Annotated in this window: 19 protein-coding genes and 1 riboswitch; of the genes, 15 read left to right on the top strand and 4 right to left on the bottom strand. The window is 68.3% G+C overall.

Annotation, left to right across the window (positions count from 1 at the left end):
- The first annotated feature begins 83 nt into the window (after positions 1–83).
- The 3 genes from glpK to CFB34_RS26705 all read left to right on the top strand — a co-directional run bounded on the left by glpK (position 84) and on the right by CFB34_RS26705 (position 3,499).
- The gene (gene glpK / locus CFB34_RS26715) at positions 84–1,586 is read left to right on the top strand and encodes a glycerol kinase GlpK (protein ID WP_089440962.1); all 1,503 of its coding nucleotides are present in this window, start codon (positions 84–86) and stop codon (positions 1,584–1,586) included.
- 82 nt (positions 1,587–1,668) lie between these two features.
- Positions 1,669–2,385, top strand: coding sequence for an MIP/aquaporin family protein (locus CFB34_RS26710; protein ID WP_006484467.1), 717 nt, complete (start codon positions 1,669–1,671; stop codon positions 2,383–2,385).
- Positions 2,386–2,812: 427 nt separating this feature from the next.
- A complete protein-coding gene (locus tag CFB34_RS26705) occupies positions 2,813–3,499 on the top strand; it encodes an HAD family hydrolase (RefSeq protein ID WP_089440963.1) in 687 nt (228 codons plus the stop codon).
- Positions 3,500–3,605: 106 nt separating this feature from the next.
- On the opposite strand, the gene ribB is transcribed toward CFB34_RS26705, so the two are convergent.
- The 3 genes from ribB to CFB34_RS26690 all read right to left on the bottom strand — a co-directional run bounded on the left by ribB (position 3,606) and on the right by CFB34_RS26690 (position 6,886).
- Positions 3,606–4,316 carry a 3,4-dihydroxy-2-butanone-4-phosphate synthase gene (gene ribB, locus CFB34_RS26700; protein WP_089440964.1) on the bottom strand — a complete coding sequence of 237 codons (711 nt, stop codon included), beginning with the start codon at positions 4,314–4,316 and terminating at the stop codon, positions 3,606–3,608.
- A gap of 118 nt (positions 4,317–4,434) precedes the next feature.
- Positions 4,435–4,583: riboswitch (FMN riboswitch) on the bottom strand.
- Between the two features lie 195 nt (positions 4,584–4,778).
- Positions 4,779–5,480: an XRE family transcriptional regulator gene (locus CFB34_RS26695; RefSeq protein ID WP_089440965.1), complete on the bottom strand. Its 702-nt coding sequence runs from the start codon at positions 5,478–5,480 to the stop codon at positions 4,779–4,781.
- A 230-nt stretch (positions 5,481–5,710) separates the two neighbouring features.
- Complete coding sequence (locus CFB34_RS26690; RefSeq protein WP_089440966.1) at positions 5,711–6,886, bottom strand: MFS transporter; 1,176 nt, start codon at positions 6,884–6,886, stop codon at positions 5,711–5,713.
- Positions 6,887–7,033: 147 nt separating this feature from the next.
- Here CFB34_RS26690 and CFB34_RS26685 point away from each other — a divergent pair, with 147 nt between their 5' ends.
- The 8 genes from CFB34_RS26685 (at position 7,034) to lnt (ending at position 15,354) form a co-directional block, all read left to right on the top strand.
- On the top strand, positions 7,034–7,966 hold the full coding sequence (locus tag CFB34_RS26685; RefSeq protein WP_089440967.1) for a LysR family transcriptional regulator: 933 nt from the start codon (positions 7,034–7,036) through the stop codon (positions 7,964–7,966).
- A 215-nt stretch (positions 7,967–8,181) separates the two neighbouring features.
- A complete protein-coding gene (gene miaB / locus CFB34_RS26680) occupies positions 8,182–9,555 on the top strand; it encodes a tRNA (N6-isopentenyl adenosine(37)-C2)-methylthiotransferase MiaB (RefSeq protein WP_089440968.1) in 1,374 nt (457 codons plus the stop codon).
- Between the two features lie 25 nt (positions 9,556–9,580).
- Positions 9,581–10,627 (top strand): PhoH family protein, encoded by a 1,047-nt coding sequence (locus tag CFB34_RS26675; protein ID WP_089426281.1) that lies wholly within the window; start codon positions 9,581–9,583, stop codon positions 10,625–10,627.
- A 147-nt stretch (positions 10,628–10,774) separates the two neighbouring features.
- Positions 10,775–11,551, top strand: coding sequence for an rRNA maturation RNase YbeY (gene ybeY / locus CFB34_RS26670; protein WP_089440969.1), 777 nt, complete (start codon positions 10,775–10,777; stop codon positions 11,549–11,551).
- A gap of 12 nt (positions 11,552–11,563) precedes the next feature.
- Positions 11,564–12,196, top strand: coding sequence for a gamma-glutamylcyclotransferase (locus CFB34_RS26665; RefSeq protein WP_089440970.1), 633 nt, complete (start codon positions 11,564–11,566; stop codon positions 12,194–12,196).
- A gap of 70 nt (positions 12,197–12,266) precedes the next feature.
- Positions 12,267–12,419: a hypothetical protein gene (locus tag CFB34_RS26660; RefSeq protein ID WP_179243649.1), complete on the top strand. Its 153-nt coding sequence runs from the start codon at positions 12,267–12,269 to the stop codon at positions 12,417–12,419.
- Between the two features lie 306 nt (positions 12,420–12,725).
- A complete protein-coding gene (locus tag CFB34_RS26655; protein ID WP_039360042.1) occupies positions 12,726–13,613 on the top strand; it encodes a transporter associated domain-containing protein in 888 nt (295 codons plus the stop codon).
- Positions 13,614–13,665: 52 nt separating this feature from the next.
- Positions 13,666–15,354 (top strand): apolipoprotein N-acyltransferase, encoded by a 1,689-nt coding sequence (lnt, locus tag CFB34_RS26650; RefSeq protein WP_089440971.1) that lies wholly within the window; start codon positions 13,666–13,668, stop codon positions 15,352–15,354.
- 73 nt (positions 15,355–15,427) lie between these two features.
- Here the strand turns inward: lnt and CFB34_RS26645 are convergent, their stop codons facing one another.
- Entirely contained in the window at positions 15,428–17,083 is a 1,656-nt protein-coding gene (locus tag CFB34_RS26645) for a hypothetical protein (RefSeq protein ID WP_089440972.1), read from the bottom strand.
- A 321-nt stretch (positions 17,084–17,404) separates the two neighbouring features.
- Between CFB34_RS26645 and glyQ the strand changes: the two genes are divergently transcribed.
- The 4 genes from glyQ to CFB34_RS26625 are packed head-to-tail and all read left to right on the top strand — an operon-like array spanning position 17,405 to position 21,913.
- Positions 17,405–18,409: a glycine--tRNA ligase subunit alpha gene (glyQ, locus tag CFB34_RS26640; RefSeq protein ID WP_011885965.1), complete on the top strand. Its 1,005-nt coding sequence runs from the start codon at positions 17,405–17,407 to the stop codon at positions 18,407–18,409.
- A 22-nt stretch (positions 18,410–18,431) separates the two neighbouring features.
- Entirely contained in the window at positions 18,432–20,531 is a 2,100-nt protein-coding gene (glyS, locus tag CFB34_RS26635; protein WP_089440973.1) for a glycine--tRNA ligase subunit beta, read from the top strand.
- A gap of 10 nt (positions 20,532–20,541) precedes the next feature.
- Positions 20,542–21,105 (top strand): D-glycero-beta-D-manno-heptose 1,7-bisphosphate 7-phosphatase, encoded by a 564-nt coding sequence (gene gmhB / locus CFB34_RS26630; protein ID WP_089426288.1) that lies wholly within the window; start codon positions 20,542–20,544, stop codon positions 21,103–21,105.
- A gap of 43 nt (positions 21,106–21,148) precedes the next feature.
- On the top strand, positions 21,149–21,913 hold the full coding sequence (locus CFB34_RS26625; protein ID WP_089440974.1) for a lysophospholipid acyltransferase family protein: 765 nt from the start codon (positions 21,149–21,151) through the stop codon (positions 21,911–21,913).
- Positions 21,914–21,931 lie beyond the last annotated feature (18 nt).

Here is a 21,931-nt window from a genome sequence, read left to right as displayed (position 1 = left end):
TGACCGACGTTGACTCACCGACGCGCCGCCCACATGCGGCGCGCATCACAACTAAGCCAAATCCACGGATGGAGATGAGAGACATGCAGGATCAGTACATCCTCGCGCTTGACCAGGGCACCACGAGTTCCCGCGCGATGCTGTTCGATCGCCAGGGCAATATCGTTTCGATCGCCCAGAAGGAATTCGAGCAGATCTACCCGCAACCCGGCTGGGTCGAGCACGACCCGCAGGAAATCTGGTCGACGCAAGCCGGCGTCGCCGCCGAAGCCGTCACGCGCACGGGCCTGAACGGCACGTCGATCGCCGCGATCGGCATCACCAACCAGCGTGAAACCACGATCGTCTGGGATCGCGAGACGGGCCAGCCCGTCTACAACGCGATCGTCTGGCAGGATCGCCGCACGGCCGACTTCTGCGATTCGCTGAAGGCGCAAGGCTTCGAGGCGAAGGTGCGCGCGAAGACCGGCCTGCCGATCGATTCGTACTTCTCGGGGACCAAGATCCGCTGGATTCTCGACAACGTGCCGGGCGCACGCGAGAAGGCGAAGCAGGGCAAGCTCGCGTTTGGTACCGTCGACAGCTGGCTCGTGTGGAACTTCACGAAGCACGAACTGCACGTGACCGACGTGACGAACGCGTCGCGCACGATGCTGTTCAACATCCACACGCGCGAGTGGGACAATGAACTGCTCGACATGCTCGACATCCCGCGCAGCATGCTGCCGGAGGTGAAGGCATCGTCGGAAATCTACGGCCACACGAAGACCACCGTGTTCGCGTCGAAGATCCCGCTCGCGGGTATTGCGGGCGACCAGCAAGCCGCGCTGTTCGGCCAGATGTGCACGCAGTCCGGCATGGTGAAGAACACCTACGGGACCGGCTGCTTCCTGATGATGAACACCGGCGACAAGCCGATCGAGTCGAAGAACAACCTCGTCACGACGATCGCCTGGCAGATCGGCGACAACGTGCAGTACGCGCTGGAAGGCAGCATCTTCATCGCGGGCGCGGTGGTGCAGTGGCTGCGCGACGGCGTCGGCATCATCAAGTCGGCCGCTGAAATCGAAGCGCTCGCCGCGAGCGTGCCGCACACCGACGGCGTCTACCTGGTGCCCGCGTTCGCCGGCCTCGGCGCACCGCACTGGAATGCGCGGGCGCGCGGCTCGGTGTTCGGCGTCACGCGCGGCACGACCTCCGCGCACCTCGCACGTGCGGCGCTCGATTCGATCGCGTACCAGTCGCTCGACGTGCTGGCCGCGATGGAAGCCGATTCGGGCATCAGCATCGGCGAGCTGCGCGTGGACGGCGGCGCGAGCGCGAACGACCTGCTGATGCAGTTCCAGGCGGACCTGCTCGGCGTCGACGCGGTGCGTCCGCAGATCACCGAGACGACCGCGCTCGGCGCGGCCTACCTCGCGGGCCTCGCGATCGGCTACTGGAAGAACCTCGACGAAGTGCGCGACCAGTGGCAGCTCGATCGCCGCTTCTCGCCGTCGATGCCGAAGGAGCAGGTCGAACGTTGCATGTCGGGCTGGCAGCGTGCGGTGCGTGCCGCGAAGGCATGGGCCGACGACGCCCAGTAATCCCAAGCAATCCAGACGAAATACAACAACACCGGCGGACCGCGCGATGCGCGAGTCCGCCGTGACTCAAGAGAGACAAACAATGTCACCTTATATTGCAGAGTTCATCGGCACAGCGATCCTCGTGCTGCTCGGCAACGGCGCGGTCGCAAACGTGCTGCTTGCAAAGACCAAGGGCAAAGGCGCGGACCTGATCGTGATCGTGATGGGCTGGGCGATGGCCGTGTTCGTCGCCGTCTACGTGACCGCGTCGTTCAGCGGCGCGCACCTGAACCCGATCGTCACCATCAGTCTCGCGCTCGCGGGCAAGTTCGCGTGGTCGAAAGTCGGCGGCTATGTCCTCGCGCAGATGCTCGGCGGGATGGCCGGCGCGCTGCTCGTGTGGCTCGCCTATCGCCAGCACTTCGCGAAGGAAGCCGATGCGGACCTGAAGCTCGCGGTGTTCTGCACGGCGCCGGCGATCCGCAGCGTCACGCACAACGTGCTGACCGAAGCGATCTGCACGTTCGTGCTGATCCTCGGCGTGCTGTACCTCGCGTCGCCGCAAGTCGGCCTCGGCGCGCTCGACGCCCTGCCCGTCGGCCTGCTCGTGCTCGGCATCGGCATCTCGCTCGGCGGCCCGACCGGCTATGCGATGAGCCCCGCGCGCGACCTGTCGCCGCGCATCATGCACGCGCTGCTGCCGATCCCCGGCAAGCGCGACAGCGACTGGCGCTATGCATGGGTGCCCGTCGTCGGTCCGCTGCTCGGCGGCGCCGCGGCCGCCGGCCTGTACCTGCATCTGCACACGACGATCTGATCGTCGCTTGACCGAAACGCGCGGCGATTTTCGCCGCACGTTTTGCTTTCCTTCCTTCGTTCGCCTTCCCTCGCGCTGCGCCGCTTCGTTTTCGCTTCCCGCCTCATTCGGCCGATATCAGCGACTTCAGCTTCACCCTCGCATCCGCGACAGCCCACGGGTTCACGTCGATCCCGCGCTCGAACTGGCCGAGGCCGCGGTGACGTCGTGGAAAACGGGGCGCGTAGAGCTATAACGTCACCGGTGACAGGCGGCGACGAACCGCGCAAGCGGGCCGCCGCCGGACAATCGGCACCCCACCCGGGCGAGACGCAGTCAGCGCGCGACCGCGTCGGGAAAATTTGCCGAAGCGTCGCGCGGCGTGTGCGCGAATGCACGTATGATGGCGAATTGATCTGTGTCGCCGACCTCCCGCTTTTTCACCACCATGCTCGATCACCTCATCTGCGACTGCGACGGCGTGCTCGTCGACAGCGAAATCATTGCCGACCGCGTCCTGCTCGACACGCTGTCCGCCACGTTTCCGAATCTCGATTTCGAAGCCGCCGCCAAGTCGGCGTTCGGCCAGCAGACGTCGCGCTTCCTGGCGGGAATCGAATCCCGCTTCGGGATCGAGATGCCGGCCAACTTCATCGAGACCATCGAGCACAACATCGAGCGCGCGCTGGCGCAATCGCTCGCGCCCATCTCCGGCGTGCGCGACGCACTGCTGAAGGTGAGCCTGCCGGCGGCCGTCGTGTCGAACAGCCGGCTCGCGCGCGTGCGCAGCTCGCTGAAGCGCGCGGCACTCACCGAGATCTTCGGCGATCGCGTGTTCAGCTCCGAACAGGTGGCGCGGCCGAAGCCCTACCCCGACGTCTACCTGCATGCGGCGCACACGCTCGGCGTCGCGCCGGAGCGCTGCATCGTCGTCGAGGACAGCGTGTCGGGGTTGAATGCCGCGCGGGCGGCAGGCATGAAGACGATCGCGTTCGTCGGCGCGAGCCACATCCCCGACAACTACGCGGACGCGCTGCGCGCGATGGGCATCACGCGGATCATGCGCAAGATGGACGAACTGCCGGCGTTCGTCGAAGCCGGCATGCGCGGCGAATTCGGGGACGTACAGTCCTGATGGTCGTGCCGGCCCGATCACGCTGATCGGGCCGATCCGGCGTGCACCGGTTCACGCACGCCGTGCAACGGGCGCGCGAACGCACCCGCCTTCCCCTTCCCCGTACTCAGGCCGGTTCGCAGCAGCGCTCGCGCGCGGCGGCCAGCGCCTCGCGGAACTCGACGAGTTCCGCGATCGTCAGCATCGGCAGCCCGTGCTGTTGCGCGAAACGCTCGACATCGTCGCCGCGCGTCATCGTGCCATCCGGATTCATCAGCTCGCACAGCACGCCGGCCGGCTTCAGGCCCGCGAGGATCGACAGGTCGACCGTGCCTTCGGTGTGACCGCGGCGCGCCAGCACGCCGCCCGGTTGCGCACGCAGCGGAAACACGTGGCCCGGGCGCACGATGTCGTGCGGCTTCGCCCCGTCGGCGATCGCCGCGCGGATCGTCGTCACGCGATCGGCCGCCGATACGCCCGTATGCACGCCTTCGCGCGCCTCGATCGACACGGTGAACGCGGTGCCGTTGCGGCTCTCGTTGGTCTGCACCATCGGCGGCAGCTCGAGCGCACGCACGGTCTCGTCGGTCAGGCACAGGCACACGATGCCGCTGCATTCGCGGATCAGCAGCGCCATCGTCTCGGGCGTGATGCGCTCGGCGGCAACGATCAGGTCGGCTTCGTTCTCGCGGTCGTGATCGTCCTGCAGCACCACGGCACGGCCTGCGCGCATCGCTTCGAGCGCGGCGGCGATGCGCGGCGGCACCGGTTCGGAATCCAGCAACGGGAGATCGGCAAAGGCGTCGGCGGGTGCCGACGAAACGGACATCAAGGACATGTGAAACGCTCCTCGCAAATACGATTTGGGCGAAAAACGTTTCAGGGCATTGCAAACAGACAGAACGACAACCCGCTTCGCACCCATGGCGAAGCGGCCCTGACGGACATGACTATCTGCACATCTTCTCTCATCCGGACTATGACCGTCGGCTCTGGCATTCGACCAGATCTGCTGACCCCGCGCGGATGCGCGAGCGCTCGCGGGCTCGCCGGCTTACGCCAGCCTACCGCCGGTGGGGAATTGCACCCCGCCCTGAAGACGCACTGATTTGCCGGATGGGCCAACCCCATCGACGGCGGGCCAAGCATACAACAGCTGCGCGCTCGGCGCAGCGGACACGGCCTAAAACCTTACTGACGCCCCCGTCTAACGGCATCGTCCAAACGGCCGACGGACGACCCGCGGTCTCGTCCTAACGACGAGCACGCGGCTCGCTTCCGTGCGGCCTGCGTTGCGCGGTCAGCCGGCCGCGTGCGCGGCATGTGCCGCATGCGCCGCATCGGGCACGAGCCAGCGCGGCGGCACCTCGGGGCTCACCGTCACGCGGAATGCGCGCGCCTCGCTGTCGCCCGGGTTGCGCAGGCTGTACGGCTGGTCGGCATCGAACACGATCGCGTCGCCGGTCGCGAGCAACTGGCGGCGGTCGTGCACGCTGACTTCGAGCGTGCCCTCGCTGACGACGAGGTTGACCGTCGTGCCGGGCGCGCGGCGGGCGCCGGGCTCCGTATGCAACGGCGCGATCCGCAGCTCGTGGAACTCGGCTGCGGCCGGCTCGCCTTCCGGGTATAGCGCCCGCGCCGAGAAGCGGCCGTTCGAGCTGACGACCCGCGACGCGCGCTCGGCTGCCAGGTGCTCGAAGCCGTTCACCGCATGGCGGCGCAGGAAGGCGGCAACCGATACCTTCAGCGCCGCGGCGATCTTGCAGAGCACCTTGATCGACGGCACGCTGCGCGCCGACTCGATTTGCGCGAGCATCGCGCGCGACACGCCGGACAGCCGCGCGAGCGCATCGAGCGACAATTGCCGCTCGGCACGCAACCGCGCGAGGTTCACGCCAACGACCTGTTCGAGCACGTCGAGCGACGCGGAAGCCCGCGCGTCGGCGGCGTTGCTGGATTCGAAGGAAGACACGTCGCGCACGAGCGCCAGGGATGAAGACATAGCATTGCCTCCGGGCCGCGGTGCAGCCCTGCGTATGGGGTAAGCCGGGATCGGAATCGGGTTGCGCCAGCAACGGCGCGTATCGAGACGCTATCACCCGGTCTTGCACCGGCAAACGAAGTTATCTTCACACCGTTATCAGCATCGCGGAGGAATGCGTTCCTCGCGAACCTTTTCCCGCCGCTATCGCGTCGTGCGGGCGCCGCGCGTTGCACCGCTCATTGCACCGCTCATTGCGCCGCCGGCGCCGTCCCGCGCGCCGGCCCGCGCGCGTCGAGCCGCATCGCGAACCCCGTGACGACGAGCGCCGCGAACGTCACCGCGACGGCCACCCACGGCAGCGCATCGAGCGCCAGGCCGTGTTCCAGCGCAAGGCCGCCGAGCCACGCGCCAAGCGCATTGCCGACGTTGAACGCGCCGATGTTCAGCGTCGATGCGAGATGCGGCGCGCTTGCGGCCTTCTCGACCACGTGCGCCTGCAGCGGCGGCACCGTCGCGAATGCGGCGATCCCCCATACGAACACGGTGACGGCCGCCGCGACCGGGTGGTGGCTCGTCTTGGCGAACACGACCATCACGGCCATCAGCGCGACGAGGATCGCGATCAGCGACGGCATCAGCGCGCGGTCGGCGAGCTTGCCGCCAAGCGTGTTGCCGATCGTCAGCCCCGCGCCGAACAGCACGAGGATCAGCGCGACCGCGCGCGGCGAATAGCCCGACACGGACTGGAGAATCGGCGCGATGTACGTGAACACGACGAACACACCGCCGAAGCCGAGCACGGTCATCAGCAGCGCGAGCCACACCTGCGGCTCCTTCAGCACGCGCACTTCCTGGCCGAGGCCGACCGGCCCGCTGTCGTGTCGGTTCGGCACGAGCGCGGCGACGCCGCCGAGCGACAGCACACCGAGCGCGGCGACGATCCAGAACGACGCGCGCCAGCCGAGCAACTGGCCGACGAAGGTGCCGAACGGCACGCCGAGCACGTTCGACAGTGTGAGTCCCGTGAACATCAGCGCGATCGCGCTCGCACGCTTGTCGGCGGGCACGAGCGACGCGGCGACCACCGCGCCGATCCCGAAGAACGACCCGTGCGCGAACGACGTGACGACCCGCGCGACCATCAGCATCGCGTAGCCGGACGCGGTCGCGCACAGCACGTTGCCGACGATGAAGATCGCCATCAGCCACTGCAGCGCGGCCTTGCGCGGCATGCGGCTCGTCAGCGCCGCGAGCAGCGGCGCGCCGGCCGCGACACCGAGCGCGTAGCCCGTGACCAGCAGGCCGGCCGACGGCAGCGACACGGCCAGGTCGCGCGCGACCTCGGGCAGCAGGCCCATGATGATGAACTCGGTGGTACCGATGGCGAAGGCGCTGATCGCAAGCGCCAGTAACGGAATGGGCATGACGTTCTCCGGAAGGCGGCGGACGCGGCGCCAGTCCGATGCCGCACCGCACAAGAAAGCGGGATGTGCGCGCATTGTCCCGAAGACGCCTACATTTGATAATTGGCGTGGCATTTGAACCATTTTCAAATATTTCTGGAAAATCGCATGGACCGATTGGGCGATATCCGGCTGTTCGTCGAGGCGGCCGAACTGGGCAGCCTGTCCGCCGCCGGGCGCAAGCTGAACCTCACGCCGGCCGCCGCGAGCGCGCGGCTCGCGAAGCTCGAGGCGAAGACCGCGACGCGGCTGTTCGAACGCTCGACGCGGCAATTGCGGCTCACCGACGAGGGCAAGCTGTACCTGAACTGCTGCCGTCAGGCGCTGCAGGCGCTCGACGACGCGGACGCGATGCTGCAGGAAGGCCGCAACGTCGTGAGCGGCAAGGTGCGGCTGTCGTCGACATCCGATTTCGGCCGCCACCAGCTGCTCGACTGGCTCCACGAATTCACGACGCTGCATCCGGGCGTCACGTTCTCGCTGACGGCGTCCGATTCATCGTCGAACCTGTGGCAGGACGAAATCGATCTCGCGATCCGCTTCGCCGCGCCGCCCGACGGCGCGCTGATCGCCCGCCGGCTCGCGACCAACCGGCGCGTGCTGTGCGCGGCGCCGTCGTTCGTCGAACGCCATGGCGTGCCGGCCGACCCGCACGATCTGGCCCGCTTTCCCTGCAACGTGATCACGATCGCGTCCGGCCCGATGAACACCTGGCACTTCACGCGCGGCGACGAAGTGCAGATCCACACGGTGCCCGTGTCGACCGCGTTCGAGACCAACGACGGCGGCCTCACGCGCGAATGGACGCTGCGCGGCCACGGCATTGCGCTGAAGTCGCTGTGGGACATTGCCGACGACGTCCGCGCGGGCCGGCTGCGCGTGCTGCTGCCCGACTGGCGGCACCAGGACGCGCCGCTGCACGCGATCTATCACAGCAAGCGCTACATGGCGCCGCGCGTGCGCGTGCTGCTCGACTTTCTCGCCGAACGCTTCGCGCGCGAGGAAGCCGCGCTCGACGACCTGCTGAACGCGTGCCGCTGACGGCCGGCCCACCATCATGCAGGGTCGGAACGTGAAAACCGGCGTCGCGTGCCCGCAACCCGCCGCCCGTCCGTCGGGGCCTGAAAAGCTATAATGGAAGGCTTCCCCGACGGCCTTTCCTGTCCGATGCGCGCCATCCGCGCGCAGCGCACGGCCGTCCCGATTCACCTTATAGACGACGCCCCCAGGTCAACCACTGCGAACGGCGAACCCCCATGACCAAGAAAGTTTACGTAAAGACCTTCGGCTGCCAGATGAACGAGTACGACTCGGACAAGATGGTGGACGTGCTGAATGCGGCCGAAGGCCTCGAAAAGACCGATACGCCGGAAGACGCGGACATCATCCTGTTCAACACCTGCTCGGTGCGTGAAAAGGCGCAGGAGAAGGTGTTCTCCGATCTCGGCCGCGTGCGCGAGCTGAAGGAAGCGAAGCCCGGCCTGCTGATCGGCGTCGGCGGCTGCGTCGCGAGCCAGGAAGGCGCATCGATCGTGTCGCGCGCGCCGTACGTCGACCTCGTGTTCGGCCCGCAAACCCTGCACCGCCTGCCGCAGATGATCGACGCACGCCGCGAGAGCGGCCGTGCGCAGGTCGACATCTCGTTCCCCGAAATCGAGAAGTTCGACCACCTGCCGCCCGCGCGCGTCGAGGGGCCGAGCGCGTTCGTGTCGATCATGGAAGGCTGCTCGAAGTACTGCAGCTACTGCGTGGTGCCGTACACGCGCGGCGATGAAGTGTCGCGCCCGCTCGACGACGTGCTGACCGAAGTGGCCGGCCTCGCCGACCAGGGCGTGCGCGAAGTCACGCTGCTCGGCCAGAACGTGAACGCGTATCGCGGCGCGCTGGCGGCCGGCTCGTCGGAAATCGCCGATTTCGCGACGCTGATCGAATACGTCGCCGACATTCCCGGCATCGAGCGGATCCGCTACACGACGTCGCACCCGAAGGAATTCACGCAGCGCCTGATCGACACCTACGCGAAGGTGCCGAAGCTCGTGAGCCACCTGCACCTGCCCGTCCAGCACGGCTCCGACCGCATCCTGATGGCGATGAAGCGCGGCTACACGGTGCTCGAATACAAGTCGGTGATCCGCAAGCTGCGCGCGATCCGCCCGGACCTGTCGCTGTCGACCGACATGATCGTCGGCTTCCCCGGCGAGACCGAGGACGATTTCGACAAGATGATGGCGCTCGTGCACGAGATGCGCTACGACACGAGCTTCTCGTTCATCTACAGCCCGCGCCCCGGCACGCCGGCCGCGAACCTGCATGACGACACGCCGCGCGAAGTGAAGCTCAAACGCCTGCAACATCTGCAGGCGACCATCGAGGAGAACGTCGCGCGCATCAGCGAGTCGATGGTCGGGAAGGTCGAGCGGATCCTCGTCGAGGGCCCGTCGCGCAAGGACCCGAACGAACTCGCGGGCCGTACCGAGAACAACCGGGTCGTGAATTTCCCGGCGCCGCTCGCGTCGCACCCGCGCCTGATCGGCCAGATGATCGACGTGAAAATCAACCACGCGTACCCGCATTCGCTGCGCGGCGAGCTCGTGCTCGTCAGCGACGACGCGAGCGCGGCCACGCACTGATGCTCAACAGGAGCCCGACGCCACTTTGAAGCCGACCCAAGCACTGGAATTCGTCGCGCCGCGCGACGACAACGCGCGCCTCGCCAACCTCTGCGGCCCGCTCGACGAGAACCTGCGCCAGATCGAACAGGCGCTCGACGTCACGCTGTCGCGACGCGGCCACCGGATCGCGATCCGCGGGCGCGGCGCCAAGCTCGCGCTCGCCGCGCTCGAGAACTTCTACAACCGCGCGCGCGATGCGCTGTCGGTCGACGACATCCAGCTCGCGCTGGTCGAAGTGCGCCACACGTCCGGCAACGGCCGCCAGGACACGCTCGACGTGCGCTTTCGCGGCGACCCCGACCATCCGTTCGACGAGCCCGTCGTACAGCTCGACGCCAGCGAGCCGGACGAGGAGCCCGCGCCGAAGCTCTACACGCGGCGCGCCGACCTGCGCGGCCGCACGCCGGCGCAGCGCGAGTACCTGAAGCAGATCCTGTCGCACGACGTGACGTTCGGCATCGGGCCGGCCGGCACCGGCAAGACCTACCTCGCGGTCGCGTGCGCGGTCGACGCGCTCGAGCGCGACCAGGTCAAGCGGATCGTGCTGACGCGCCCGGCCGTCGAGGCCGGCGAGCGGCTCGGCTTCCTGCCGGGCGATCTCGCGCAGAAGGTCGACCCGTACCTGCGTCCGCTGTACGACGCGCTGTACGACCTGCTCGGCTTCGACAAGACGGCGAAGATGTTCGAGCGCCAGATGATCGAGATCGCGCCGCTCGCGTACATGCGCGGCCGCACGCTGAACCACGCGTTCATCATCCTCGACGAGGCGCAGAACACGACGCCCGAGCAGATGAAGATGTTCCTCACGCGGATCGGCTTCGGCTCGAAGGCGGTCGTGACCGGCGACACGAGCCAGGTCGACCTGCCGCGCGGCCACAAGAGCGGCCTCGTCGAGGCGCAGCAGGTGCTCGGCGGCGTGCGCGGCATCGCGCTCACGCGCTTCACCAGCGCGGACGTCGTGCGCCATCCGCTCGTCGCGCGCATCGTCGAGGCGTACGACGAATTCCACGCGCAGCACCAGGACGGCTGACCGGCCGGCGGCGCCCGTACGCCGCCCCGGCCCGACAGCCCGGCCCGGCCCGCCAGACGGCGCGCCGGGCTTTTTTTCGCCTGCGCGAATTCGGGTGCGATCGGCCGTTTGGTGTATCCTCAACGCGTCCTAATCGCCGTACGCGTCATGAAATCCTCCCGTTCCCGCAAGTCCGGGCGCGCCCAGTCGGCCGCGCCCGCCTCCCCCCGCCTTTCGCTGTTCGATGCGAAGGGCAAGGCCCGGACCGTCAACGCGCAAGGGCTGCGAATCGACTTCCCGGATGGCCGCAGCCTGATGTTCGACCTGTCGGGCAGTTCGGGAGAAGCCGCCGTCGCGATCGTCGCGCAGCACAACGATCCGGCCATGCGCGCGAAGCTCGCGCTGCAGCCCGAGCACTACGACAGCGTGACGCTGCACGTGGGTGCCGAGCCCGCCCCGCGCGAAGACGACGCCGAAGACGCACTGCGCGAGCCGGAACTCGACCTGTCCGTCCAATACGGTGACGAAATCACGAGCGACGTGCGCAAGACGCTGCCCAAGCGCAAGCTGATCGCCGAATGGATCGAGCCCGCGCTGTTCGCCAGCGCGCAGCTCACGGTGCGCTTCGTCGGCGAAGAAGAGGGCCGCACGCTGAACGCCGGCTACCGCCACAAGGACTACCCGACCAACGTGCTGACCTTCGCGTACGACGCGGCGCCCGACGGCACCGTGATCGGCGACCTCGTGCTGTGCTGCCCGGTCGTCGAGAAGGAAGCGCACGACCAGGGCAAGCCGCTCACGGCCCATTACGCGCACCTGCTGGTGCACGGCGCGCTGCACGCGCAGGGCTACGACCACGAGACGAGCGACGAGGACGCGGCCGAGATGGAAGCGCTCGAAGTCGACATCCTCGCGAAGCTGGGCTTTCCGAACCCGTACCAGTAAGCCCTTCGCACGATGCGCAACGCCGCGATGCTCCCGCCCGCCTACCCGCCGTCGATCGGTGAAGGGCGCCTGCTGACGGAAGACGAGCTGGCGGCTTCGCTCGCGCACACGATGCGCGACTGGGACGGCCAGCAGGATCTCTGGCTGTTCGGCTATGGCTCGCTGATCTGGAACCCGGGGTTGCCGACCGTCGCCGCGGTGCGCGGCAAGGTGCACGGCTATCACCGCGGGCTCTACCTGTGGTCGCGCGTGAACCGCGGCACGCCCGAACGCCCGGGCCTCGTGCTCGCGCTCGATCGCGGCGGCTCCTGCTCGGGCATCGCGTTCCGGCTCGCCGGCCCGACTGCGCAACCGCACCTCGAAACGTTGTGGAAGCGCGAAATGCCGATGGGCTCTTACCGGCCCGCGTGGTTGCCGTGCTCGCTGGAAAGCGGCGAACGCGTGAACGCGCTCGCGTTCGTGATGCGCCGCGACGCGCCGACCTACACGGGCAAGCTGACCGATCCCGTCGTGAAGGAAGTGTTCGGCTGCGCGGCCGGCCGCTACGGCACGACGCTCGACTACGTGAGCCGCACGGTCGACGCGCTGCGCGCGAGCGGCATCCCCGATCGCGCACTCGAAGGGCTGCTCGCGCGATGCCGGTGACGCGGCACGGCGCCCGGCTTGCCGCCACGCGCTGCCGCGCTGCGTATGCATTCGAACGAGGGCACTTCCGATGATGAAACCGCCACGCTGGTCGCATTGCAGGATTGCCGCGCTGCTCGTTGCCGCGAGCGTCGCGCTGTCCGGCTGCGGCATCCTGGGCTGCGGCGGCGCCGCGACCAACGGCGCGGCCGCCGGCGGCTGCTCGGCCGGCATGCGGTTCTGAACCGAGGCGCTGCGACCCAACCCGCGTGCGTCAGAATGCCGCTTCGGGCCGCCGCCGAGCATTTTCCCCCGTAGCGGCGCCCCACCCCTTCCCCGCCCGCTTTTTGCCGCCGCTGCCCCGCCGCGCCGTTCTGAGATAGGATGGAACCGAGGACGATGCCGCGCCCCGCGCGGCCGTCCGCGAGCGGGGCCCGCGCGAGCTGCCCACCCTGGCCGTGCGGCCGGTGTGACACGGTCGCGTCGTGCCCTTGGTGTATCCTTGCCTACTCCGTGACCGCGCGCTCCGGCATGACCCGGGCGCACCACCATGAACGATTCGTATCCCAGTCGTAAGCTAACCGACAAACCGCAAGAAAAGCGCTCGCTGCTCGAGCGCCTGACCGACTTCATCTCGCCCGAGCCCGAATCCCGCGGCGAGCTGCTGGAAATCCTCCAGGACGCCCACGAGCGCAACCTGATCGACGCCGATTCGCTGTCGATGATCGAAGGCGTGTTCCAGGTATCCGACCTGTGCGCACGCGACATCATGGTGCCGCGCGCCCAGATGGACGCGATCAACATCGCCGACAAGCCCGAAGATTTCATCCCGTTCGTCCTCGAGAAAGCGCACTCGCGCTACCCCGTGTACGAGGAGAACCGCGACAACGTCATCGGCGTGCTGCTCGCGAAGGATCTGCTGCGTTTCTATGCCGAAGAGGAATTCGACGTGCGCGGGATGCTGCGCCCGGCCGTGTTCATTCCCGAATCGAAGCGCCTGAACGTGCTGCTGCACGACTTCCGCGTGAACCGCAACCACCTCGCGATCGTCGTCGACGAATACGGCGGCGTCGCGGGCCTGATCACGATCGAGGACGTGCTCGAGCAGATCGTCGGCGACATCGAGGACGAATACGACTTCGACGAGGAAGCCGGCAACATCATTTCGGGGCCCGACGGCCGCTACCGCGTGCGCGCGCTCACCGAGATCGAGCAGTTCAACGAGACGTTCGGCACCGATTTCCCCGACGACGAAGTCGACACGATCGGCGGGCTGATCACGCATCATTTCGGCCGCGTCCCGCACCGCGGCGAAAAGCTGCAGCTCGGCAACCTCGTGTTCGAGATCCAGCGCGGCGATGCGCGCCAGGTCCACGTACTGCTGGTGCGCCGCAACCCACTCGCCAGCCGTCGCGCCGAAGCCTCGCACGAGGACTGACCGTCGCGCGCCAGCCGCGCGTTCCACAACCGCTCGCCCACTTCCGCTTCACATGGACGATCCGATCCTGTCCCGCCCGGCTGGCGGCCTGCTCGCGCCGACTTCCGGCCGCGTGCTGCCGCGCTGGCACTACCCGGCCGCGCTGCTCGCCGGCGCAGCCAATACGCTCAGCTTCGCACCGACGCCGCATGGCGGCTGGCTGCAACTCGTCGTATTCGTCTGGTTTTTCGCGCAGCTCACGCGCACCGCAAGCTGGCGCAGCGCCGCGCTCACCGGCGGCGCGTTCGGCTTCGGCAACTTCATCACCGGCATCTGGTGGCTCTACATCAGCATGCACGTGTATGGCGAGATGGCCGCGCCGCTCGCGGGCGGCGCGCTCGTGCTGTTCTCGCTGTACCTGTCGCTGTACCCGGCGTTCTCCGCCGGGCTGTGGTCGTTCTGCGCGGGCCATGCGTGGCATCGCCGCACGCCCGACCCGCGGCCGTTCTCGCCGACCTGGCACGGCGCGTTCGCGTTCGCGAGCGCCTGGGCGCTCGGCGAATGGCTGCGCGGCACCGTCCTCACCGGCTTCCCGTGGCTCGCCAGCGGCTATCCGCAGGTCGACGGCCCGTTCGCGGGCTTCGCGCCGGTCGCCGGCGTGTACGGGATCGCGTGGGTGCTCGCGCTGTTCGCCGCGCTCGTCGTGCAGGCGCTCGCCGCCGCCCGGCCATCGCCGCTCGCCGAGCCCCGCGCCGGCGATGCGCGCGTGCGCGTCGCCGCGCCGGCCGGCATCGCGCTCGCGCTGATCGCGGCCGGTCTCGGCCTGTCGCAGGTCACGTGGACCGTGCCCGCGAACAAGCCGCTCACCGTGCGGCTGCTGCAGGGCAACGTGAAGCAGGACATCAAGTTCGAGGAAGCAGGCATCGACGCGGCGATCAAGATGTACACGCAGATGATCATCGAGAAGCCGGCCGACCTGATCGTCACGCCCGAAACCGCGATCGCGGTGATGATCCAGGAGCTGCCCGAGCCGTTCGCCGTCGCGATCCGCAAGTTCAGCGACACGACGGGCTCGGCCGTGCTGTTCGGCGCGGTCGGCGCATCGGTGACCGAGGACGGTCACTACGTCGACTACACGAACAGCCTGTACGGCGTGACGCCGAATTCGCGCGACATCTATCACTACGACAAGCACCACCTCGTACCCTTCGGCGAATTCATCCCGTGGGGCTTCCGGTGGTTCGTCGACCTGATGAAGATGCCGCTCGGCGATTTCGCGCGCGGCGCCCCCGTGCAGAAGCCGTTCCTCGTGCACAACCAGCCCGTGATGGCCGACATCTGCTACGAGGACTTGTTCGGCGAGGAAATCGCCGCGACGATCCGCGACAATCCGCAGCCGCCCGGCGTGCTCGTCAACGTGACGAACCTCGCGTGGTTCGGCGACACGATCGCGCTCGACCAGCACCTGCAGATCGCGCGGATGCGCTCGCTCGAGACGGGCCGGCCGATGCTGCGCGCGACCAACACGGGGATGACGGCCGCGATCGATGCGCGCGGCCGCGTGCTCGGGCAACTGAAGCCGTTCACGATCGGCTCGCTCGACGTGCGGATCGAAGGCACCAGCGGCTTCACGCCGTACGTGACGAGCGGCAACAACATCGTGCTCGCGGTGTCGCTCGTGCTGCTCGCGTTCGGCTTCACGTTCGGCCCCGGGCTGCGCCGGCGCAACGGCAAGAAGAACGGCGACGACCAGCCGGAATGACGCAACGGGCGGCCGCTGCGCAGTGCGTGGCGGCCGCCGCCGAATCCGACTTGCAGCATCGGCCCGCGGCCGCTCAGGCCCGCCGGGTCGACTCCTCCGATTGAACCGGCTGCGCGGCGAGACGCCGCAGGTCGCGGCTCACCTCCTCCATCACCGGCGCCCACGCGCCGAACACCGGTTGCCGGTACAACGTCGCGGTCGGGTACCACGGGCTGTCCTTGCGTTCGAGCAGCCACGGCCAGTGCGGATTCACGTCGAGCAGCACCCAGGTGCGCGCGCCGAGCGCACCCGCCAGGTGTGCGACCGACGTGCACACGGTGATCACCAGATCCAGCGCGCCGATGAACGCGGCCGTATCGTCGAAGCTCGTCAGTTCCGCCGTGATGTCCTCGATCGCGAAGCCCGCCGCGCGCGCCGCCTCGACATCCGCGTTCGCGCCCGGCTGCAGCGAATAAAACGCGACGCCGTCGATCCCGCGGAACGCGTCCGCATAGCGCTCGAGCCCGACCCGCCGGAACGGATTGCGCTGGTGCCCCGCGCTGCCCGTCCACACGAGCCCGACCTTCAGCCGGCGGTCGCCCGCGAGCCGCGCGCGCCACGCGTCGCGCGCATGCGGATCGGCCCGCAGATACGGCACCGACGACGCGAGCGTCGACGCTTCCATGCCGAGCATCAGCGGCAGGCCGATCAGCGGTACTTCGTAATCGAAGGCCGGCAGCGATTCGATGCCGCCGCCCGCGCTGAACGCATCCGCATGCGCGCCGAGGCTGCGCTGCATCAGCGCGCCGACCAGCGGGAACGTATTCCAGACGAGCCGGCCGCCCTCGCGATGCACGCGCTCGGCGAGCGGCGCGACGAAGCGGCAGAACTGCAGCACGTCGCCGAGCCCCTGCTCGCCCCACACGAGCAGCGTCTTGCCGGCGAGCGGCTCGCCCTGCCAGCGCGGGCCCGGCAGCGCCGGCCGGCGGCCGCGCAACTCGCCCGCACCGTCCCAGCGCGCCTCGTGGCCGCGCCAGCCGGCCGCGACGTTGCCGCGCACGAGCTGGATGATCGCCAGGTTGAAGCGGAACGACGCGTCGTCGGGCGCCAGCTCGCACGCGCGCGCCGCGTAGCGCTCGGCGTCGTCCCAGCGCTGCGCCTCCTTCATCGCCAGCGCGACGTTGTTCATCGCGAGCGCGTTGTCGGGCGCGAGCTCGACGAGCCGCGCCGCGCACGCGAGCGCCGCGTCCAGGTCGTGCGTCGCGAGCCGCGCGACGACGAGATTGATCCACGCCTGCACGTCGCGCGGATCGAAGCGCACCGCCGCTTCGAGCAGCGCGATCTCCTCCGCGCGGCCGCTGCCCGACAGCCGCAGCGCGATCGCGAGGTTGTTGCGCAGCGACGGCCGGTCGGCATCGAGCGCCAGCGCCGCGCGATACGGCGCCACGGCGTCCGCGTGGCGGCCCGCCATCTGCAGTGCGTAGCCGTGATTGAAGTACGCGGTCGCGCCCGGTTGCACGCGCGCCGCGCATTCGGCGAGCGCGAGCGCATCGGCCGTACGCTGCCGCGAGACGAGCGTGCCGGTGAGTTGCGCGAGCGCATCGGCGTCGACCGCATGCAGCTGCGCGGCGGCGGCGAGCCACAGATCGTGCGCGGCGTGCTCGCCGCGCGCCTGCGCATCGGCGGCCTGCCCGAGCAGCGCGAGGAAAGGCGGCAGCAGCGGAATGAGAATATCGGTCGGATCGTCCATGCAGTCGGAGTCGGCTAGCGGTGGCGCGGCACACGTCGCGCGCACCGCAATACGCGCATCTTAACGCCCGCGCGAAGCCGCGCGGCACGCGCGTCACGACAGGCCGCACGCGGCCGTCCGGCGGCCATCGGTCACGCCCGCGCGGGCCGCCCGAACGGGGCCGACGGTGTGCCCGCCCGCGTTCCGGCCGCATCCGCTCGCCGATCCGGTAAAATTACGCGTTTCAGCACACTAACAAGCCGCGCCGCCGCGCGAGCCGACCCTCCGGGCCCCGCCCGGAGCGCCGCCCGCAACGGAGCGCCAGCGCCACGAAGGCTCTTCATGCTTACGTTTCAGCAAATCATCCTGACGCTGCAGTCCTACTGGGACAAGCAGGGTTGCGCCCTGCTCCAGCCCATCGACATGGAAGTCGGCGCGGGCACCTCGCACGTCCACACGTTCCTGCGCGCGGTCGGCCCCGAGCCGTGGCGCGCCGCGTACGTGCAGCCGTCGCGCCGCCCGAAGGACGGCCGTTACGGCGAGAACCCGAACCGCCTGCAGCACTACTACCAGTACCAGGTCGTGCTCAAGCCGGCGCCGGAAAACATCCTCGACCTGTACCTCGGCTCGCTCGAGGCGCTCGGCTTCGACCTGCAGCAGAACGACGTGCGATTCGTCGAGGACGACTGGGAAAACCCGACGCTCGGCGCGTGGGGCCTCGGCTGGGAAGTGTGGCTGAACGGGATGGAAGTCACGCAGTTCACGTATTTCCAGCAGGTCGGCGGCCTCGACTGCAAGCCGGTGCTCGGCGAGATCACGTACGGCCTCGAGCGCCTCGCGATGTACCTGCAGAAGGTCGAGAACGTGTACGACCTCGTGTGGACCGAGTGGGAAGAGCAAGGCCCGAACGGCCCCGAGCTGCGCCGCCTGTCGTACGGCGACGTCTACCACCAGAACGAGGTCGAGCAATCGACCTACAACTTCGAGCACGCGAACGTCGACCTGCTGTTCACGTTCTTCAACAGCTACGAAGCGGAAGCGAAGAAGATGATCGACGCGCAGCTCGCGCTGCCCGCGTACGAGCTCGTGCTGAAGGCCGGCCACACGTTCAACCTGCTCGATGCGCGCGGCGCGATCTCGGTCACCGAGCGTGCAGCGTACATCGGCCGCATCCGCGCGCTGTCGCGTCTCGTCGCGCAGGCTTACTACGACTCGCGCGAGAAGCTCGGCTTCCCGATGCTCGGCAACCCGCCGGGCGTGCCGGGCCTCACCACCGACGCCCAGGACGCCGCACAGCCGGCGTGGGCGCCGCCGCTCAAGGTCGAACGCAAGATCGATCAGGACTGACGAGACGAGATTCATTCCAATCATGACGCACAATCATCCCGCCCCCCTGCTCGTCGAACTGCTGACCGAAGAGCTGCCGCCGAAGGCCCTCGCGCGCCTCGGCGACGCATTCGCCGAAGGTCTCGCGCAACGCCTCGCGGCGCGCGACCTCATCGAAGGCGAACTCGTGTTCGAACGCTACGCCACGCCGCGCCGCCTCGCCGTCGTCGTGCAGAACGTGCGCGCCGTCGCCCCTGAAAAGCAGGTCCGCGAGAAGGTCCTACCCGTGTCGGTCGCGCTCGACGCCGAAGGCAGGCCGACCGCGCCGCTCGCGAAGAAGCTCGCGGCGCTCGGCCACCCGAACCTGTCGATCGCCGATCTCGAGCGCGCGCAGGACGGCAAGGCCGAAGCATTCTTCATCAACTATTCGGCAGCCGGCGCGACGCTCGCCGACGGCCTGCAGGCCGCGCTCGACGAAACGCTCGAGAAGCTGCCGATCCCGAAGGTGATGACCTACCAGCGCCCGGACGGCTCCGACGTGAAGTTCGTGCGCCCGGTGCATCGCCTGACGGTGCTGCACGACGATCGCATCGTGCCCGTCACCGCATTCGGCGTCGACGCCGGCGACACCACGCTCGGCCACCGCTTCCTGTCCGACGGCCTCGTCGCGATCCAGCATGCGCGCAGCTACGCCGACACGCTGCGCGACAAGGGCCGCGTGATCGCGCACTTCGCCGATCGCCGCGAAACGATCCGCACGCAGCTGAACGAACACGCGAACGGCGATACCGTCGTGATGCCCGAGTCGCTGCTCGACGAAGTGACGTCGCTGGTCGAATGGCCCGTCGTCTATCCGTGCCGCTTCGAGGACGAATTCCTGCAGGTCCCGCAGGAATGCCTGATCCTCACGATGCAGACCAACCAGAAATATTTCGCGCTGACCGACGTCGCCGGCAAGCTGCGCTCGCGCTTCCTGATTGTGTCGAACATCGAGACGAAGACGCCGGGCGAGATCATCGAAGGCAACGAGCGCGTCGTGCGCCCGCGCCTCGCCGATGCGAAGTTCTTCTTCGAGCAGGACAAGAAGAAGCCGCTCGCCGACCGCGTGCCGCAGCTCGCGAACGTCGTGTATCACAACAAGCTCGGTTCGGCGCTCGCACGCGTCGAACGCCTCGAGGCGCTGGCCGGCGAGATCGCCCCCGCGATCGGTGCCGACGCCACGCACGCGAAGCGCGCCGCGCGTCTCGCGAAGGCCGACCTGCTGACCGACATGGTCGGCGAGTTCCCGGAACTGCAGGGCACGATGGGCACGTACTACGCGCGCCACGACGGCGAAGCCGACGACGTCGCGCTCGCCTGCGCCGAGCACTACCAGCCGCGCTTCTCCGGCGACGCCCTGCCGACCACGCCGGTGTCGACCGCCGTCGCGCTGGCCGACAAGCTCGAAACGATCGTCGGTATCTGGGGCATCGGCCTCGCGCCGACCGGCGAGAAGGATCCGTTCGCGCTGCGCCGCCACGCGCTCGGCGTGCTGCGCCTGCTGCTCGAGAAGCAACTGCCGCTCGATCTCGTGTCGCTGCTGCGCACGGCCCATGCACGCTTCGAAGGCGTGCCGGGCGTGGCCGAATCGACCGATGCGATCCTCGCGTTCTTCATGGACCGCCTGCGCGGCCTGCTGCGCGAGCGCGGCTATTCGGCCGGCGAAATCGACGCGGTGCTGAGCCTGAACCCGACGCGCGTCGACGATCTCGTCGCGCGCCTCGACGCGGTGCGCGAGTTCACGCGCCTCGCGGAAGCCGAAGCGCTCGCGGCCGCGAACAAGCGGATCTCGAACATCCTGAAGAAGTCGGAAGGCGGCGCGAACGGCACGGTGCAGCCGACGCTGCTCGTCGAGGCGGCCGAGAAGGCGCTGCACGAACAGCTCGCGGCCGTGACGCCGCACGTGCAGTCGCAACTAGAGGCGCGTGCGTACACGGGTGCGCTGTCGGCGCTCGCCGCGCTGCGCGTACCGGTCGACACGTTCTTCAACGACGTGATGGTCAACGCGGAAGATCCGGCCCTGCGCGCGAACCGTCTCGCGCTACTGTCCGCGCTGCACCAGCAGATGAACTGCGTCGCCGACATCTCGAAGCTCGCTGCATAAGGGCCGCACGATGCCGACCAGCCCCAACCGAAAGCTCGTCGTCCTCGACCGGGACGGCGTGATCAACGTCGATTCGGATGCGTTCATCAAGACGCCCGACGAATGGATCGCGCTGCCCGGCGCCCTCGAGGCGATCGCCCGGCTCAACCACGCGGGGTATCGCGTGGTCGTCGCGACCAACCAGTCCGGCATCGGTCGCGGGCTGTTCGACATGGCCGCGCTCAACGAGATGCATCTGAAGATGCATCGCGCGGCGGCCGCGGTCGGCGCACGTATCGACGCGGTGTTCTTCTGCCCGCACACGGCCGAGGATCACTGCGACTGCCGCAAGCCGAAACCCGGCATGATGCAGATGATCGCCGAGCGCTTCGAGATCGATCCCGATCACACGCCGGTCGTCGGCGATTCGCTGCGCGACCTGCAGGCCGGCGTCGCGGTCGGCTTCCAGCCGCACCTCGTGCTCACCGGCAAGGGCAAGAAGACGCTCGCCGCCGGCAACCTGCCGCCCGGCACGAAGGTCCACGACGACCTGCGCGCGTTCGCGCTCGATTTCCTTTCACACGAACACGAGTGATGCAGCCGCCGCGCGCATCCTCCCTAACGCCAGACTTACGCCGATGCGCTTCGTCCGCTCCCTGCTGCTGCTGATCTACTTCGTCCTGTACACGGTGCCGTACGCCACCGCGTGCTTCATCGCCTTTCCGTTCATGCGTTCCGACGCGCGCTACTGGATGGCGGCCGGCTGGTGCAAGTCGACGCTGTGGGTCGTGCGCTGGCTGAACGGCATCCGCTACCGGATCGAAGGGTACGAGAACCTGCCCGACGGCCCGGCGGTGCTGCTGTCGAAGCACCAGTCCGCGTGGGAAACGCTCGCGTTTCCGGCGCTGATGCCGCGGCCGCTTTGCTACGTGTTCAAGCGCGAGCTGTTGTACGTGCCGTTCTTCGGCTGGGCGCTCGGGATGCTGCACATGGTCAACATCAACCGCAAGGAAGGCAAGAACGCGTTCACGTCGGTGATCCGCCAGGGCAAGAAGCGCCTGTCGGAAGGCGCATGGATGATCATGTTCCCGGAAGGCACGCGCACGCCGGTCGGCAAGCAGGGCAAGTACAAGACGGGCGGCGCGCGCTTCGCGATCGAAACCGGTGCACCCGTCGTGCCGATCGCGCACAATGCAGGTCGGGTGTGGCCGCGCAACTCGTTCACGAAATTCCCCGGTATCGTCACCGTGTCGATCGGCAAGCCGATTCCCAGTGAGGGGCTGACGCCCGATGCATTGAACTCGCAGGTCGAAGCATGGATCGAAGCGGAAATGCGCCGGATCGATCCCGATTCGTATCGCCAGGCAGGCAATGCGGGCACGCGCGATGCCGCGCGTGTCTGACGCCCCCAGGTTGCAGCC

Origin of the sequence: Burkholderia sp. HI4860 (genome assembly GCF_002223045.2) — a bacterium.
Taxonomy (GTDB): domain Bacteria; phylum Pseudomonadota; class Gammaproteobacteria; order Burkholderiales; family Burkholderiaceae; genus Burkholderia.
This window is presented reverse-complemented; position numbering and strand designations above follow the sequence as displayed.